Below are 15,586 nucleotides of genomic sequence, written 5' to 3' on the forward strand. Positions count from 1 at the left end.
TTTACGTTAAGATATTTTGCTAATTTACTGCGCGAGTGGCTTAATGTAAAGTATCTTTAAGTGAAGATACTTTGTTTAGGACAGATATGGACACCGTTGAAAATGCGATTCAGCAATGGGCTAAAGAAAAGCCGCAGCTAGATACTCAGCCAATGGCGATTATTGGCCGAATGATGCGCGTGACAAAGCATTTAGAAACTCAAATCGCTGAGCTTCATAAGCAACATGGCTTAAAGTTGGGTGAGTTTGATGTACTAGCTAGCTTGTTACGTAGTGGTGCGCCACATTGTCTTACACCAAGCGAGCTTATCTCTGCTCTAATGCTGACATCAGGAGCAATGACAAATCGTCTCACTCGACTTGAGCAAAAAGGCTTAATTGCTCGCATTCATAGTGAGCAAGATCGACGCAGTGTGTCAGTTCAACTGACAGATCAAGGTTTTGCCCTTATTGATCCTCTAATATCAAAGCATGTCGCACTGCAAACTCAGCTGGTGGAATCGATTCCTGCTGGTCAGCGAGAGCAATTCAATCAGCTACTGTGTGGATGGTTAGGTCAATTTGAATAGGAATGGATGATGACCAATAAGGAACTAGCGAAGTATCTTGATACCTTTATGGCGGCGGAAGCGGATTACCCTTTTGGCCCTGATGCTTTAGTCTATAAAGTGAAAGGTAAAATGTTTGCTATTCTTGCGAAGCGAGAAGGGCGTGAGTATGTGACTTTGAAAGTGAAGCCAGAAGATGGTGAAGTGCTGACCTCTCAGTTTGTTGATATTACACCGGGTTATCACACCAACAAGCGTCACTGGATTACGGTTTATTATCCCGGTGATGTTGAAGATGGTCTTATACATGACCTATGTGAGCGCTCTTATGAATTGGTTGTCAAAGGTTTGAAGAAGCTAGAGCGCGTAGCGCTTGGTTACGATTAAACCGCTATCTAGCGAGAGAGAATTGCGGCAGTTTTTATTCAATTAGATCAAACCATCACCTAATTGTTCTATTTGTCGGCAAACAAACCATTAAATGCAGATTTTTGTTTGACTCTTTTTCTCTAATCCGTAGAGTAAGCACCCGAACGCAGCGGTGGGTATTCAAAGCGTTCAAACGGTAAGGCGCGTTGGCAGAGTGGCTATGCAGCGGATTGCAAATCCGTGGACCTCGGTTCGACTCCGGGACGCGCCTCCATTTGCGACACTTGCTCTTTTGATAGAGCGCAACCTTACTAAGGTTGAGGTCACATCCTTTGTTTATGGATAAGGAACCTAGTGTGTCGCTCATAATTTAAAGATGGTGTTTATCTCATTGAACGGCATCACAAAGTAATTTGTGTGCCCTGGTGGTGGAATTGGTAGACACAAGGGATTTAAAATCCCTCGACGTTCGCGTTGTGCCGGTTCAAGTCCGGCCCGGGGCACCATCTCAATACAATAGTAAGGCGCCTTGGCAGAGTGGCTATGCAGCGGATTGCAAATCCGTGGACCTCGGTTCGATTCCGGGAGGCGCCTCCATTATTCGACAAAGCCCCAGCAGAAATGCTGGGGCTTTGTCGTTTCTGGGGGAAGAGAAATTCTTCTTGATCGCACAGCTCCGTTACCTAATTTATTTGTACCTGTTTAGTACATAGCGCCCTCAAATTGAACACATCAAAACCATCATAAACGGGTCCCGCTTCGCTAATTCAGTTAAACGTCATCGTTATACCAAAAAAGCCAAAAGCTCAAAGTGTGAAAGTGACTATTGAGACTTACTAGTTTGTGAAAGCAGTGAATAAGTCTGCGGCAATTATCAAAAACAATTTCCGTAATGAAAAGCGGTATGACAAAGCTAAGACTGAGTTAACAAGTAACAGCGGTCCAATCCCGTTTTCAAGATTAGGGAGATCACGCAGTTCGATAGAGTCACTAACGATGGTATCGAGTGGTTTAACAAGATAGGTCATAAGCATGGCGAGTATCGGTTGAATCAGACTCGTTTGAAGCATGAGGCTATCTATGACGAGATTATTGAATTAGGAGTGAAATGATGGATTTACCAAGTATTGAAGAAGTAGAGCGTTCTGTTGGCGGTAGACCAAAGCTTGAGGAGCGTAAGGTGAGAGTGAGTTTTTACATAAAACCTGTGGAAGCTGAAGTATTACGACAGAAGGCTCTAGAACGTGATATGTCAATCAGCGAATATGTTCGGAAAATGATTGTGGTTTGAGAGGTTATCTTAAAGGCTAAAAATAACTTGGTTGTTTAAATTAACGTACATTTTTTTTTAATTCCGCATCATATGGTACAGTGTACGAAGTTTACTAAAGGTTGAGGTTTGTATGGAGATTTTTGGCTACACTATTTCTACTACTGTCTATTGGGTCACCGCTATATGGATTGTGGGATGGATTGTCACGTATCAACGTGGGTATGAAAAGCTATCATGTCATTGCTTTGGATTGACGATCTTTCCATTTCCACTAATGCAAGCAGTCATAATGTATATCGATTGGGATCTCTACGAGGGTTTTTGGTCTGTCTTATTTCATCTTGGGGGGTACTATATTCTCGGTTTTGCCATATTCTTATGCTGGTGTGGACTGAGTGAGATTTTTAGTCTTATCGATGATCGAAATACGACGCCAGAGTACAAAGATCATCTGAGAAGAAATGAGATAGAGAGAAAAGAGATGGAGCGTGATAAAAATACAATTGAAGATATGTCTAAGTACTTAAAATAATTAATATTTTTCTTTATCAGTACGCTTTAATAATTCTTAGAGGAGAACAGAGTTGTCATCATTCTACAATGATCTTTATCAAGCAATATATCGTGGTCACAATTATAACCCACAAGATGCACGCAAGTACGCTTCGGTTACGTGGGACTTTGTAGATGGAGATAAAGTTCTTCAGGTAAAGATGGAAGGCTTCGTATTCCCATTATCTAATTTAGGGGCGGCTTTCATCGATAAACAAATGGTTGTAATTACACACTTGCCCGACAGTAAGGTCAGAGAGTTTACACAATTCCTTGATAAACGGATTCATGATGGTAGTTTTGATGGATATATTCAATGGATAATTAATCAAAACTGGAGTTCTGCTTTAGAACACGTTAACAGGGATAAAGCAGAGTTAGAAGCAAAGAACAACACGACAAATCTGACAAATCCGAGTGCAACACTGACAACTAGTGCGGAGCCACAGAATGTATTTGGAGCTGCCGCTAACCAACTCGGTGCAGTCAACGGGATTGACTACGAACATAGGGTCGCATCCTTGATTTCACAGAACACTAGTTTCAACGCTGAAGTTACTCAAGGAACTGGCGATTTTGGAGTCGATATTTTGATTAGAAACCCGAACAACATCAATTTTGCTGTTCAAACCAAATTATATAGTTCGAATGTCGGTCTTTCTGCGGTTCAACAAGCGCACTCAGGAGCTGCATATTATGGCTTTGCGCAAGGGATGGTGATTACTTCGGGAGGGTTTACTAAATCGGCTAAGGAAATGGCAGATAAATTACAAGTTGTGTTACTCAATGATGCAGAAATCATAAACTATCTAAATCGTCATTTCCCGTAAGGTGAATAAGTTAGCCATAACACAAGGTATCTGTATCTATTGACCTTTAGCAAATCTCTCGTTCTGGTTCATAATGATTTGTAAGGTGCACGTTGTGTGAGATTTCATGCTTGTTATTGTTTCAGTTACTGCTTCTTTAATGCGTCTGGTCTAAATAGATCTTACTCCCTCATAACTAAAGCAGCGGATTGCAAATCCGTGGACCTCGGTTCGATTCCGGGAGGCGCCTCCATTATTCGACAAAGCCCCAGCAGAAATGCTGGGGCTTTGTTGTTTTAGAGATATAAAACTGTAGCTCAATATTTTCTACCTTATCAACTCGCGATCTTATACCTTTAATTGGTGATTGTTTTTAGGTATTCACTAGGCGTTATGCCAAACTTTTCCTTAAAGCGCTGACTAAAGCGCCCTTCAGATTGATAGCCACACATTTGCGCAAGCATTGCGATATTTCGTGTGTCATTTTGCATTAAGTACAGGGCATGATTGAGCCTAACTTCAATTAATACATCTTTGTACTTGGTGTTTTCTTGCTTTAGTTTTCTGATCAACGTTGAGCGACTTATTGCGAAATGCTGAGCTGATGTTTCAAGAGTGTTTTCATCACTCGGGTTATGCGCAAGGTAGCGACTTAAGCGCTGGCTAAAAGGGATGTCTGTTTTGGAAAACAAGTGGTGCAGAATGCCACGCTCCGCAAGTTGTTGATATAAGGCATTTAACCAAAAAATCTGCGTATCTTGACTAAAGAGACGAAGAGCTAAAGTAGATAAAAGATCTAGCGTAACCTCTAAAGCTTTGTCTGTACCATATATTGGCGATGGTGATTTGGTCGCATTGTGCTTACTCAGATCAAGGGTGGCATCACATGGTGGGTAATGAAAACTGAACACTCTAGAGAGAAAGTGTCCTTTGCTTGGTAGATTCTCGAAGCTCAATGAACTCGCAGCTTCGCAAAGCAATAAGTTTGAAGGAGTTAAAGCCAGCGCAGACTCTCTCCAAAACAGGCGCTTACTTCCAGAGACAACTTGGATAATACAAGGGGAGTGCATTCTTACGTTTCGAAGCTTTTGTAATTGTTCAGCCCGAAATGGTGTTACTTGATACAGATTACTCATCACTCCCCCTAAGTTTATTTTGTGTAAGTTGCCGTTAACCTAGCTTTATCTAAAGCCATAATATTCAAGTTGAAGCCCACGACAGCAGCGGGTGTATCTTGTGAAAGGTTTAATTTTTCAGTTGGTAATGCCCAGACAGTAAATTGATAGCGATGCATTCCGTCACCAACAGGTGGGCACGCCCCTCCAAATCCTACGCTATTGTAATCAATGCGAGTTTCTTGACCGCCTAGTTTATTAATATCGACTCCACGAGGTAGATCTCGAACAGAGGCGGGAATATTAAATGCAACCCAATGCCAAAAACCACTTTCTGTCGGCGCATCAGGGTCATAAACAGTTACTGCGAAACTTTTTGTTCCTTCTGGTGGGTTTTTCCATGAAAGCTGAGGAGATAAATTATCGCCATCGCATCCCCAGCCTTGATATTCAAAGGTCTTGGCCATTGGGTGACCTTCTTGAATATCAGAACTGGTTAGCTCAAATGCTTGAGCAGCAAAAACGGTACATAGGTTGAGTGCCAATATAGACTTAGTGAATACATTCATAGTTGAGTTTCCTTTCAAAGTTCGAGTTAAGTCTACGTTTAATTTGAAAGCCAAGCTTAACAGTAAGTTTCACATTTTGATTTATGTGATTTCTTTTGAAACTTTTGTGTATTTCTGGTTTGTATTAACAATCAAAAGGGAAGACCAGTTGATTGTTTTTAGACTTTGGAATCGTAAAGGTTATTAAATCATTGAGGTACTTTGCACTCCGCATTTTTGCACTAAGTCATCTCCACAACTTGAGTCTTTAGACGAAAAAAAGGCTCGCGATAGCGAGCCATATAATCGAGCCTGTACGTTTAGGCTTTCTTAGTCTCTTGCGCTTGGAATTGTTTCATCAAGCGCTGCATCGCTTCAATGTTGTCGACCAGTTCACGGGTTCTATCAATAGAGCTATGCGATGTTTGTGAGGTTTCATCAGCAAGTTGCTTAATGTTGGTAATGTTACGGTTGATCTCTTGAGTGACAGAGGCTTGTTCTTCCACTGCAGTAGCAATTTGATGGCTGCTATCGGTTACACCATTCAGTTGATTCGAGATGTTTCTCAAGACTTCGCCAGTCTCATCTGCACGAGTTTTACAGCGGCTAGAGAGTTCGATACCTTGGTCCATCGCACTTACTGCGTTAGCGGCTGTTTCTTGTAGACCACGAATCATGGAATGAATCTCGCTAGCAGAAGAGCCGGTTTTTGAAGCAAGGTTACGCACCTCATCGGCAACGACAGCAAAGCCTCGGCCCGCTTCACCAGCGCGAGCGGCCTCAATCGCGGCATTAAGTGCCAATAGGTTTGTTTGCTCTGAGATCGCGGTGATCACTTCCAAAATGCCATCAATTTTCTGCGTGTCCTGCGCCAAACGATTGATAATAGTTTGAGATTGCGCTAACTCGCTTGCCAGTACGTTCACTTCTCCGATGGTAGATTCGATACTCTCTAAACCAATCGCCGATTGTTCGTTGGCTTGCTCTGCAACCATAGAGGCAGCCGATGCAGCGTTTGCCACTTCAGCAATAGAGTGAGTGAGCTCTTCCACGGCCGTCGCCACTTGTTCTGTTTCGGCGCATTGCTGGCTTAAACTTTGATCGATGGTTTGAATTGTGCCGAATTCATCTTCAGCGGAGATAAGAATATGCCCAGAGGTTTCAGTGGCACGGCCTGTGATTGCGCGTAACTCGGCTTTGCGCATCATTAATGCTAATTCCATTTGCGAGTAGTCGTCAAACTTACCTGTGTACACCTTTTCCATCAAAGGGTTGTCGTAAGCTTGTTTGGATAGCTCTTGCATACGTTTGAAGCGGGTGAATTGATAGCCAATACCACAAATCATAAGCAGTGAAAGTGCTAGAAGGCAGAATGCTAGCCAGTGTGGTTGTAGTACCGCATGAGCAAATGCCGTTAAACATAATAACGCGCTTACAATAAGCGAAAGTGTGTGGAATCCAACTCTTTGAAGACGAGGTGTTTTACCTTCACGAAGCTTTTTATACAGAGATTGCGCTCTAGCAACTTGCTCTGGTTGAGGCTTTGAGCGAACAGATTGATACTCAATAATATTATCTTCAGCGTCTTTGATTGGGGTAACGAATGCCGAAACCCAATAGTGCTTTTCATCGTTACACTGGTTTTTTACTAGCCCCATCCAGCTGTTACCAGATTGTAAGTATTGCCACATTTGTGCGAAGGCTGGTTTAGGCATGTCTGCGTGGCGAACGACGTTGTGGGGTTTGCCCAATAGTTCTTCCTGACGATAACCAGCAATGTCGCAAAACTCGTGGTTAGCATAGGTGATGTAACTGGATGGATCGGTCGTAGAAATTAAATTGGCAGCATATGAATAGTCTTTATTCAAAGATGCATCGTTGAGTGCCGCATCTTCACTCAATTTATAATCTTTATTTTCGGTTGTCATAATCATTCCATTTATGAATCAAGGCTTTCTATAAACAAAAATATTCTTATAGTTCTTGTTGCGTATAATAGAATCTCAATGCTTCCAAGTTATGATATAAATCAAAAGCACCCGTTGATGTTGCTTTAGTCGGGCAAAATGAGATCGGATTCAATGCGTATTGAAACTGTAATGAAAGATACAGAGCACCAATTGGTAAGGGTTTGAAGCGATTTGGTGTTAAATAAATGGGTTGGTTTAGATTTGTTTACGCTGATAGAAAACTTAATTTACGAAAATGGCATGTAAATATTGATAATTGGCATCAATGTGTTGCTTGATGAATCGTTGTGATCCTTTTTGAGAGCTTGGGCGCATACATAGGGATTTTGAAAAAAGGTTGGTGGTTTTTGCTACCAGTTATGAGTGTGATGTGATCGAGTTGGGTTTAAAGTAACCGACTGATAAATAATGGCAAAATTATAGTTGACCACAAGAATGAATCCGGTAAAGTACGCACCGTTCTCAAGGCAAAGCCGAGAGGATGATGGTGTTACCATCGCATGATTGCGTTGCCCTGGTGGTGGAATTGGTAGACACAAGGGATTTAAAATCCCTCGGCGTTCGCGCTGTGCCGGTTCAAGTCCGGCCCGGGGCACCATCAACAATTTGAAAGATGTGTGAGATTAAAACTTCGTCGACACGTTGGCCGGCCGAAATGTCGGACCATCAATTCCGGTCGGAGCACCATCAAACTTGCATCTAGCGAGAGCAAATTTAGGCGCGTTGGCAGAGTGGCTATGCAGCGGATTGCAAATCCGTGGACCTCGGTTCGACTCCGGGACGCGCCTCCATCCTCATCTTGATGAGAATGAAAAGATAACCAGCGAAAGCTGGTTTTTTTGTGCCCGAAATTCAGAATATTAGTTAAGTTTCGATACTTTAGATACAAAAAAAGCGAGCACATGGCTCGCTTTGAAAAGTGCTAACTAGCAACAAGCTAATACTGATTTACTTTACGTAGATACGTGGGTTTGCGTTACCCCAGAAAGTGTAAAGTTCAGGGAAGATCAGTTCAGCATGGTTTTCCATTTCAGAGGCTGTGATTGCTTCACCTTTTTGAACGCCAAATAGTACCACTTCATCACCAGCACTAACGCCTTTAACGCCAGACACGTCGATCATTGTGGTGTTCATTGATGTCACACCCACTACTTTAACACGTTGACCGTTCACCAATACGTCAGCTTTGTTGCCCATCTTACGTGGGTAACCATCTGAATAACCGACAGGCAGGTTCGCAACCACGCTTGGTTTCGTTGTTGTAAAGCTGCTGTCATAACCTACAGTCGCGTTATCTGGCAGATCGTGCAGTGAAGCGACACGAGTTTTGAACGATACGATAGAAGGGTACTCAGGGTTAGTTGGCAGATCGCCATACAAAACGCCGCCAGGGCGAACCATATCAAGCTGCGCTTCAGGTACGTTTAAAGCAGTGTAAGAGTTAGCAACGTGAAGAAGTACATCGTCACGCTCTAGATCCGTGTTACCAATCAACCAAGTTGCGTTTTGTTTGAATGACTTAAGTTTCGCGCGAATGTCGTCAGAGTTGTAGTTAGGGAAGTGAGTCATAATGCCCACGATCGCCACACCATCTTGAGATGCGATTTCTACGGCTTCTTTTTTGCCAGCGTCAGTCGACATGTCAACACCGTTACGGCCCATACCACCGTCGTTAAGTGCAAGGTGAACCTTAACTTCTTTACCTGCTTTCTTGGCCAGCTTAGACAGTGCTTGAGCTTGCGCTTCGCTGCCAATGAGTTCTTCGATGTTGTATTGCAACGCGCTTTCGATTTCACCAATGTCAGCAGAGCGAACACGCATTAGCTGGCCTTTATAGCCGCTATCACGAACCGTTTTTGCTTCTGCATTACTTGCGACAGCAACGCAAGGGATCTGGTGTTCAATAATGGTTGGCATCAAGCCTTCAATACCATTGCCGTAAGCATCTGCCTTCATTACTGCGCAAATTTTGCTGTCTTTATTGATATGAGATTTAAATTGCTCAATATTGGCAGAGAACTGACCAAGGCTGACTTCTAACCATGCGTTAGCAGCTTGAATTTGCTCTTGTTGTTGAGCTGTGCTGTTTAGCGCTAATGGGGCAGCAACGGTTTGTAGAGTAGGGGCTAATGTCGCAGCGGCAATAGCAATGGATAGTAGAGTTTTGTTTAGACGCATAATTTCTCCATACGCGTTCGAGTTATTGTCGGGGGGAATGAAAAATCGAGGGCTCTGTTTGAGAACCCTCGTAAAAATCAGTGTTGAGTCTGATGTGGCTATAGGCTAAGCGTTAACTTAGTTTAAAGCGGCTCATTACATCTTTTAACGACACAGACAGTTGGCTAAGCTCGCGACAAGCTTGTGCCGTTTGCTCTGAGCCTTGTGCGACTTCTTGAGAAGCAAAGTGAATGTTATCGATGCTTTGGTTTAGCTCTTCTGCAACAAGGTCTTGTTGGTTACAAGCTGTGGCAATTTGAGTGCCCATATTTGATATCTCAGAAATAGACTCTTCGATATTGCTCATCAGTTGCTTTGACTGCAAGCCTTGATCGGCACAGGTGGTGATGCTGGTGCGTGACAACTCAGTTGCTGATTTCGCATCAACCGCAAGAGATTGCAGCTCAGTAATGATCGCAGTAATTTCGCTAGTAGAATCTTGTGTACGGCCAGCAAGGGTACGAACTTCATCGGCTACTACTGCAAATCCTCGACCAGATTCACCAGCACGCGCAGCTTCAATTGCAGCATTCAGTGCCAGTAGGTTGGTTTGGTCAGCGATATCACGAATCACGTCTACCACAACATTGATCTTATGCGACTGCTGCTCAAGTTCAGAAACTGTGTCACCTGCGTTACCGATAACGTTCGCCACTTCATTGATTGAATCAACCATGGTTTGCGTTTCACGAACACCGCTTTGAGTACGTAGGTTCGCTTCATTAGAAAGTGACGCCGTGTTTTCCGTTGTGCGAGCAACATCAGCTACAGCGGCTTTCATTTCTGTCATCGCCGTAGCAATGTGCGTGATTTGCGCTTGTTGATCTTTCATGCCTGTTGCTGAAATTTCTGAGATTTGGTTCATCTCGTCGACTGCACTGCTCAGTTGGGTCACTGCGGCAATCACATTATCAATGATTTGGCGCAGGTCATTTTGCATCTTGCTCGTTGCGTCAGCCAGTTCACCTAATTCATCGTTACCAATCGCTTTGCGATTAATCTCTTTTGATAGGTCACCGGTCGCAATCGCGTGAGCTTGCTCAACCACAAGTTTTAGTGGGCCACAAATCAGCTTGGTTAGTAGCAGTGTCATCGCCACCATGATGCCAATAATGACAATATTGCTCACAATTGAAGAGCTACTTAGGCCATTAACGGACGCAAGAATGTTGTTTTTATTGCTATCCATTGCGCCCTTTAAGATATCGATCAGTTCACCGAGTTCACGATCGACAGACTCAAATTGGCCAAGTGAGTTGGTTAGGATAGGGTGCGCTGTTTTTTTATCATTGTTGAGCATGGCAGCGTTGTACTGATCCATGGTGATTAGGTATTTATCCCAATTACGCATTAGCAGATCAAAAGTTTGTTTCTCTACACCCGGCCATACAGTTTTACCGTAAGCCTCAAGCTCTTTAGCAATTTCATGGCGGGTTTCAATATTACTCTTGATAATGCTTTGTACTCGGTGTGGTTCATCGAAAGTAAAAGCAGCAAATTGTCCACGACGCCAACTCGATAGATTGTCCCTTATAGCGTCAACGCGTTCCATCGCGGGTAAAGTGTCGTCGGTGTAGTTCAGCAGCTCTGATTTAATGTTTTTCAGTTCAGAAGATAGAAACACACCAAAAGCAATGTTAATAAGGGCTATAAGCAAGAATGAGAGTGAAATCTTCTTGGCTATAGAAAGGTTTGTAATAGACATCGTGATTACCTGGTTCGATTTTTAAATATATTGCGTAAGCTAACTTTATTTTTATGTGTGATATTGGTCACTATTTTGTATGCAACGGCGGTAATGTATCACTGATTTGAGTCAGTTTCGATAGTCTGTTTAAATTTTAATACAAATAATCTATGTCAATGATTTTTAAAAGGTAAGACCAGTTCTCATTGTCAAAATAAGTGCTTTTATTGCGGTTGGAGTTATATGTGGCGGGCGTTTTAGAGTGATTTCGATAAAGTGTAACGAACTATGATTTTAGTGGCATAGCGGGATTTTGAAACCGCATGATTTAGGCGAAGCTTACTCGAGTTATAGCCGAGAATATTAATATAAGCCGTGCTAGCTTTACCTATATCAAAGTATTTTTCTTTTCTAGCAATAGAATAGAGTTACTATTATATCAATAGGCAACATTTCAATGCGGAAACCATTTTCTCAAGTTCTATCGGGTGAATTGCTGACAGAATTTAAAACCGTCACATATATGGTTCAAATATATTGCCGTTCCCATCACGGTAGCCGAAGTGGCCTATGTGAGTCGTGTCAGCAGCTCCTTGATTATGCAGAGGTTCGCTTAGATCGCTGTCCTTATGGACAGAATAAGCCTACGTGTAATAAATGTCCAATTCATTGCTATAAGCCTGAACCGAAAGAGCAAATGCGCCTAGTGATGCGTTATTCTGGGCCTAGAATGCTGTTGCCACATCCTTGGTTGGCGATTCGACACTTGTTGCACGAGCGCAAAGAGGTGCCGCACAAGCCTAAACCAAATCAATCAAATCGCCATATTAGAAAACTCAATTCAAGCGAATAGTGCCATCGAGCACGGTAAGCCGTTGTTGTAGCTTTGCAGGATCAATTAGGTGAATCGAACCCCGCTCAATACTGATCTCGCCGCTAGACTCTAACATCTTTAACACCTCGTTAAGCCGTGGTCTGGATATACCCGTAATGGCGCTGAGTTGTTTTTGGGATGCGCTGACTTTAATAAAGCTGCCTTTTACGGTTTTCATGAGCCTAGCAATTTCCAATAGGGTAAATACGACTCGGGTTTGCCTATCATGTAACGAGGTTATCTGGGCAAAAAGCCATTGCTGCTGCGCTTTGACGCTGCAATGATAGAGCCATTTATAGACAAATGGATCCGTTGCTGCCAGTGCATCGAGCCGTTCCTTAGGAAAGTAGATGACTTCCACGGGTTCAAGCTCTTCAATGGAAGCATGCAAATGCACGGATTGGTTGATCATCGAGCTACCAAGCCAACTGCCTTCACCATAGATACCTGAGTTCATGGTATTGGTGTTCTCGTTACCAAAGGTAATCGCGATAATGCCTTTTTTGAGGTAGGTGACACCACCTGATTTGGCTTCAGATTTGGCTATGGGGAACTGGCTAGCGCGAATCGCACAAAGCACTATTGCATCTTTGGTTTCGGTAGGCAGTTCGCACGGCCATTGTATGGTGTGGTGTAGAGTATCCAATCGCGAGCACTTAGTTAACAGTATCGTTAACTAAGTGTAATTCGCAAAGCAGCAAATAATCAAACAGTTACTGAATTAGCTTTGGAGTGAGGTTTCAATTGTGTGAGGACACAAGAGTTAAAAAACGCTTCCGCCGACATTGGTTTGTTGAAGTAATAGCCTTGCAGGCTATGGCAACCAAGTTTAGCCAACATTTTCGCTTGAGCTTGGGTTTCTATCCCTTCCGCTACCATACGTAGTTCTAAACTTTGCGCTAAATTGATGATGCATTGGAGCGCGGCAAAATGCTTGTGGCTAGTCGACATTTTATCGATAAATAAACGGTCGATTTTAAGTTCGCTGAATGGACTACTGATTAATTGGTTAATCGACGAATAGCCAGTACCAAAATCATCGATAGAAAGCGTCACGCCGCGCATGCGCAATCGACTTGTGTTATCAAGTGAACGCGCTAAATCTTTAGTGACTTCCACTTCGGTCACTTCTAAGGTTAACTTGTTCGCCGGGAAGCGCGCTTGTTCGATGATTTGCAGCACTTTATCTGCAAAGTCATCCTTTTCGATGTCAGACGGTGAAATATTGATCGAAACATTAATGTGCTGACCTGCACGATGCCATTTTACCGCTTCTTCCACACTGTAACGCAGCATCTTACAACTGAGCGCGTAACTTAAACCTTGCTCTATTACGATTGGTAAAAATCGATCCGGTGGGATGAGCCCAAACTCTGGGTGACGCCAACGAACCAGCGCTTCTGCACCTATCAGTTTACCGGTTTTGGCGCAGTAATGACCTTGGAAAAATGGTTCAAATTCATCATGCAGTAACGCGTAGCGAACGTGCTCTTCATTTACTTGCATCATTTTTACTGGAGTAACGTTGCTCTGGCTTTGAAACTGATGCTGCCAATGATCGATGATTTGACTGACGGCCTCTTTACTTACAGGTTTACAAATACGCGAAATGGGTTCAAATCCGTATGAGTGAGACATATCGATCACCGCATTTTGCACGTCATTGGTCATGCTGCTAGTCAGCACAATAAATGGGCGCAGTTTGGTTTGGGCGATGTGACGGATAAACTCGACGCCATCCATATCAGGCATGCAGAGGTCGACAAAGATGATGTCAGGTTGTCGTACTTCTAGATGGGCTAATGCTTCACGACCGTTGGCAACCACCGATACATCGGCATCGCAGACACTGCACACGAGCTTTTGTAAAATCGTGGCGTGGAAGTTCTCATCTTCAAGGATCAGGATATGTTTCAGTGTCATATTATACCGATAGTGAACCAGTCACTCTTAAGTCTGAATATTTTAGCTGTTTCGCTAAGGTGTCACATGCTTTGTAAAAGCGTTTGGTCTTTTCGTATTTAGTGCCGTGCAAATGTTCTTTGCACAATAGTGCGTAGCGAAGCACTTGGTTGCGGTTCCAATTGAGCGGCCAAGATTGCGTCAACACTTCCATGGTGAGCAAGCAAATCTCTGAATCCACGACATTGCTAGAAACCGCTTTGCTGAGCAGCATCGAAGCCTTTTCAAAATGTTTAGACGCAATATATTGCTTGGCGTGTTCTTTCACTTTCACAATATGTGCGTAGCCTTGTTCTGCTTTACTTCGGTATTGTTGGAAGTAGCTGAAGATCGGCTGATTTAAAGGGCTATGGCCCGCATTTCTTAGATGTTCGGTCACCTGTTTTGCTGCGGCGCGATATTGGTCTGTGTCGTGCACAGCAAACGACGCCTTGGTCAGTTCGATTTTTTCATACAAGGTAATTTCACGCTCAGGCTGCTCGCTTAGCAGGTCTAAATACTGCTTAAAGTAAGCTCGGCTTTTTTGGAAGTCACTCTTGAGATGATACACACGGCTAAACAAAAGCAGTTCAAATGCTTTATATTCATCGCGAACAAATTGCTGACGCCACTGGTCAACGAGTTTTGCAACTGACGCAATATGAACATCACGATTTTCATTGGATTGGAATTGCGCTTGGTCGAGCGTAATCGATGCGCCTAACACGTAGTGGTCGACATTATCGCGGAACGAGTTCTTTACTTCAGCCTGCATCGTGACAATCGAAGAAATCGCACTTTTTAAATCAAACAGCGCTAAGTTGTAAGCAATACGTTTTAAATGACGTTCAATGACCTTAGGCGAGATAGCCAGCGCGGCTTCCACTTCGTCTACAGCTTGCTCGTACTGAGATTGTGCTGCATAAATTTCGGCGCACAATTCATGAGCTTGCGCAGAGCGGAAGGCATCTTGCTTGACTTGTGTCGCAAGGAAAATCGCTTGTTTGTATTGGCGTTGGTCGAAGGCTAGTTTCGCCAGTTGTAAATTAACCGAGGATTGCTCAGGAGAATCTTTGACGTTAATTAGAATGTTACGCGCTTCATCTAGCTTTCCAAGACCGATTAACGCTTGTGCTTTCAGGATCTGAGAGCGGACGATGATGTCGTCTTGTTTATAGAATGCTTGATCAATGACATCAATTGCTTTTTGGTAATCTTGGTTGCCAATGATGGTCATCACATCGCCAAGGTGACGCTTTTTATTGGAAAACTGCGGTAAACGTTCTTTAAGCGTGGTGTAGTTAAGTGGCTTAAGAAGGTAGCCGTCTGGCTCCAGTTCCATAAACCCGCGCACCACTTCTGGAGTGGAATCTGCCGTCACGATGATGTTAACGCAATCAGGGGGTAGAAGCTGTTTTTGTTTCAGCTCATCAATGAGTTGATAGCCATTCGCCTTTTTACCCAAGTTGTAATCAAAAAACACCAAAGAGTAGTTGTTTGTTCGACATTTAGAGATGGCTTCTTTCGCATCCTGCGCGAAGTCGATCGTCGGTGATGAGTAGCCGAGTTTTTGCAGCATGCCTTTTGCGGCAGTGCGATACATAGGGCTATCGTCGATGATCAAAACAGGGCGATTTAGGGCAGCTTTATCGGTAAACATGCAGTACCAAATTCAACAAAATG

At 43.3% G+C, this 15,586-nt stretch carries 13 protein-coding genes and 5 tRNA genes; 10 read left to right on the forward strand and 8 right to left on the reverse strand.

The window, feature by feature from the left end; genetic code table 11:
• Nucleotides 1–86: 86 nt before the first annotated feature.
• The 7 genes from OH461_RS07115 to OH461_RS07145 all read left to right on the forward strand — a co-directional run bounded on the left by OH461_RS07115 (nt 87) and on the right by OH461_RS07145 (nt 3,572).
• Nucleotides 87–569, forward strand: coding sequence for a MarR family winged helix-turn-helix transcriptional regulator (locus tag OH461_RS07115; RefSeq protein ID WP_270019943.1), 483 nt, complete (start codon nt 87–89; stop codon nt 567–569).
• A 9-nt stretch (nt 570–578) separates the two neighbouring features.
• The gene (locus tag OH461_RS07120) at nt 579–935 is read left to right on the forward strand and encodes an MmcQ/YjbR family DNA-binding protein (protein WP_270020286.1); all 357 of its coding nucleotides are present in this window, start codon (nt 579–581) and stop codon (nt 933–935) included.
• Between the two features lie 182 nt (nt 936–1,117).
• Nucleotides 1,118–1,191, forward strand: a tRNA-Cys gene (locus OH461_RS07125).
• A 145-nt stretch (nt 1,192–1,336) separates the two neighbouring features.
• Nucleotides 1,337–1,423 (forward strand) — tRNA-Leu (locus OH461_RS07130).
• Between the two features lie 17 nt (nt 1,424–1,440).
• Nucleotides 1,441–1,514, forward strand: a tRNA-Cys gene (locus OH461_RS07135).
• 511 nt (nt 1,515–2,025) lie between these two features.
• Nucleotides 2,026–2,208, forward strand: a complete 183-nt coding sequence (locus OH461_RS07140; RefSeq protein WP_270019944.1) for a plasmid mobilization protein — start codon at nt 2,026–2,028, stop codon at nt 2,206–2,208.
• A gap of 566 nt (nt 2,209–2,774) precedes the next feature.
• The gene (locus OH461_RS07145; protein WP_270019945.1) at nt 2,775–3,572 is read left to right on the forward strand and encodes a restriction endonuclease; all 798 of its coding nucleotides are present in this window, start codon (nt 2,775–2,777) and stop codon (nt 3,570–3,572) included.
• Nucleotides 3,573–3,907: 335 nt separating this feature from the next.
• Here the strand turns inward: OH461_RS07145 and OH461_RS07150 are convergent, their stop codons facing one another.
• The 3 genes from OH461_RS07150 to OH461_RS07160 all read right to left on the reverse strand — a co-directional run bounded on the left by OH461_RS07150 (nt 3,908) and on the right by OH461_RS07160 (nt 7,142).
• On the reverse strand, nt 3,908–4,687 hold the full coding sequence (locus OH461_RS07150) for a helix-turn-helix transcriptional regulator (protein WP_270019946.1): 780 nt from the start codon (nt 4,685–4,687) through the stop codon (nt 3,908–3,910).
• A 14-nt stretch (nt 4,688–4,701) separates the two neighbouring features.
• On the reverse strand, nt 4,702–5,235 hold the full coding sequence (locus tag OH461_RS07155) for a YbhB/YbcL family Raf kinase inhibitor-like protein (protein ID WP_270019947.1): 534 nt from the start codon (nt 5,233–5,235) through the stop codon (nt 4,702–4,704).
• Between the two features lie 299 nt (nt 5,236–5,534).
• The gene (locus OH461_RS07160; RefSeq protein ID WP_270019948.1) at nt 5,535–7,142 is read right to left on the reverse strand and encodes a methyl-accepting chemotaxis protein; all 1,608 of its coding nucleotides are present in this window, start codon (nt 7,140–7,142) and stop codon (nt 5,535–5,537) included.
• A 553-nt stretch (nt 7,143–7,695) separates the two neighbouring features.
• Here OH461_RS07160 and OH461_RS07165 point away from each other — a divergent pair.
• Both OH461_RS07165 and OH461_RS07170 read left to right on the forward strand, forming a co-directional pair.
• Nucleotides 7,696–7,782: transfer RNA gene (locus OH461_RS07165), tRNA-Leu, on the forward strand.
• Between the two features lie 119 nt (nt 7,783–7,901).
• A tRNA-Cys gene (locus tag OH461_RS07170) sits at nt 7,902–7,975 on the forward strand.
• Nucleotides 7,976–8,132: 157 nt separating this feature from the next.
• Here the strand turns inward: OH461_RS07170 and alr are convergent.
• The gene (gene alr / locus OH461_RS07175; protein ID WP_270019949.1) at nt 8,133–9,362 is read right to left on the reverse strand and encodes an alanine racemase; all 1,230 of its coding nucleotides are present in this window, start codon (nt 9,360–9,362) and stop codon (nt 8,133–8,135) included.
• A gap of 112 nt (nt 9,363–9,474) precedes the next feature.
• Entirely contained in the window at nt 9,475–11,106 is a 1,632-nt protein-coding gene (locus OH461_RS07180; RefSeq protein ID WP_270019950.1) for a methyl-accepting chemotaxis protein, read from the reverse strand.
• Between the two features lie 439 nt (nt 11,107–11,545).
• Here OH461_RS07180 and OH461_RS07185 point away from each other — a divergent pair, with 439 nt between their 5' ends.
• Entirely contained in the window at nt 11,546–11,941 is a 396-nt protein-coding gene (locus tag OH461_RS07185) for a nitrous oxide-stimulated promoter family protein (protein ID WP_270019951.1), read from the forward strand.
• Here OH461_RS07185 and OH461_RS07190 read toward each other — a convergent pair.
• From OH461_RS07190 to OH461_RS07200, 3 genes are read right to left on the reverse strand one after another with little or no spacing between them, the layout of a single operon-like run.
• Entirely contained in the window at nt 11,925–12,608 is a 684-nt protein-coding gene (locus tag OH461_RS07190; RefSeq protein WP_270019952.1) for a Crp/Fnr family transcriptional regulator, read from the reverse strand. The genes OH461_RS07185 and OH461_RS07190 overlap by 17 nt on opposite strands.
• A 59-nt stretch (nt 12,609–12,667) precedes the next feature.
• Nucleotides 12,668–13,885, reverse strand: coding sequence for a two-component system response regulator (locus OH461_RS07195; RefSeq protein WP_270019953.1), 1,218 nt, complete (start codon nt 13,883–13,885; stop codon nt 12,668–12,670).
• A gap of 1 nt (nt 13,886) precedes the next feature.
• A complete protein-coding gene (locus OH461_RS07200; protein ID WP_270019954.1) occupies nt 13,887–15,563 on the reverse strand; it encodes a response regulator in 1,677 nt (558 codons plus the stop codon).
• Nucleotides 15,564–15,586 lie beyond the last annotated feature (23 nt).

Origin of the sequence: Vibrio sp. LaRot3, from assembly GCF_027587025.1 — a bacterium.
Lineage (GTDB): Bacteria > Pseudomonadota > Gammaproteobacteria > Enterobacterales > Vibrionaceae > Vibrio.

Coding starts and splice junctions, on each gene's coding strand:
- OH461_RS07120 (WP_270020286.1), top strand. CDS start 579: ATGACCAATAAGGAACTAGCGAAGTATCTTGATACCTTTATGGCGGCG.
- OH461_RS07180 (WP_270019950.1), bottom strand. CDS start 11,106: ATGTCTATTACAAACCTTTCTATAGCCAAGAAGATTTCACTCTCATTC.
- OH461_RS07200 (WP_270019954.1), bottom strand. CDS start 15,563: ATGTTTACCGATAAAGCTGCCCTAAATCGCCCTGTTTTGATCATCGAC.
- OH461_RS07150 (WP_270019946.1), bottom strand. CDS start 4,687: ATGAGTAATCTGTATCAAGTAACACCATTTCGGGCTGAACAATTACAA.
- OH461_RS07155 (WP_270019947.1), bottom strand. CDS start 5,235: ATGAATGTATTCACTAAGTCTATATTGGCACTCAACCTATGTACCGTT.
- alr (WP_270019949.1), bottom strand. CDS start 9,362: ATGCGTCTAAACAAAACTCTACTATCCATTGCTATTGCCGCTGCGACA.
- OH461_RS07115 (WP_270019943.1), top strand. CDS start 87: ATGGACACCGTTGAAAATGCGATTCAGCAATGGGCTAAAGAAAAGCCG.
- OH461_RS07195 (WP_270019953.1), bottom strand. CDS start 13,885: ATGACACTGAAACATATCCTGATCCTTGAAGATGAGAACTTCCACGCC.
- OH461_RS07140 (WP_270019944.1), top strand. CDS start 2,026: ATGATGGATTTACCAAGTATTGAAGAAGTAGAGCGTTCTGTTGGCGGT.
- OH461_RS07160 (WP_270019948.1), bottom strand. CDS start 7,142: ATGACAACCGAAAATAAAGATTATAAATTGAGTGAAGATGCGGCACTC.
- OH461_RS07185 (WP_270019951.1), top strand. CDS start 11,546: ATGCGGAAACCATTTTCTCAAGTTCTATCGGGTGAATTGCTGACAGAA.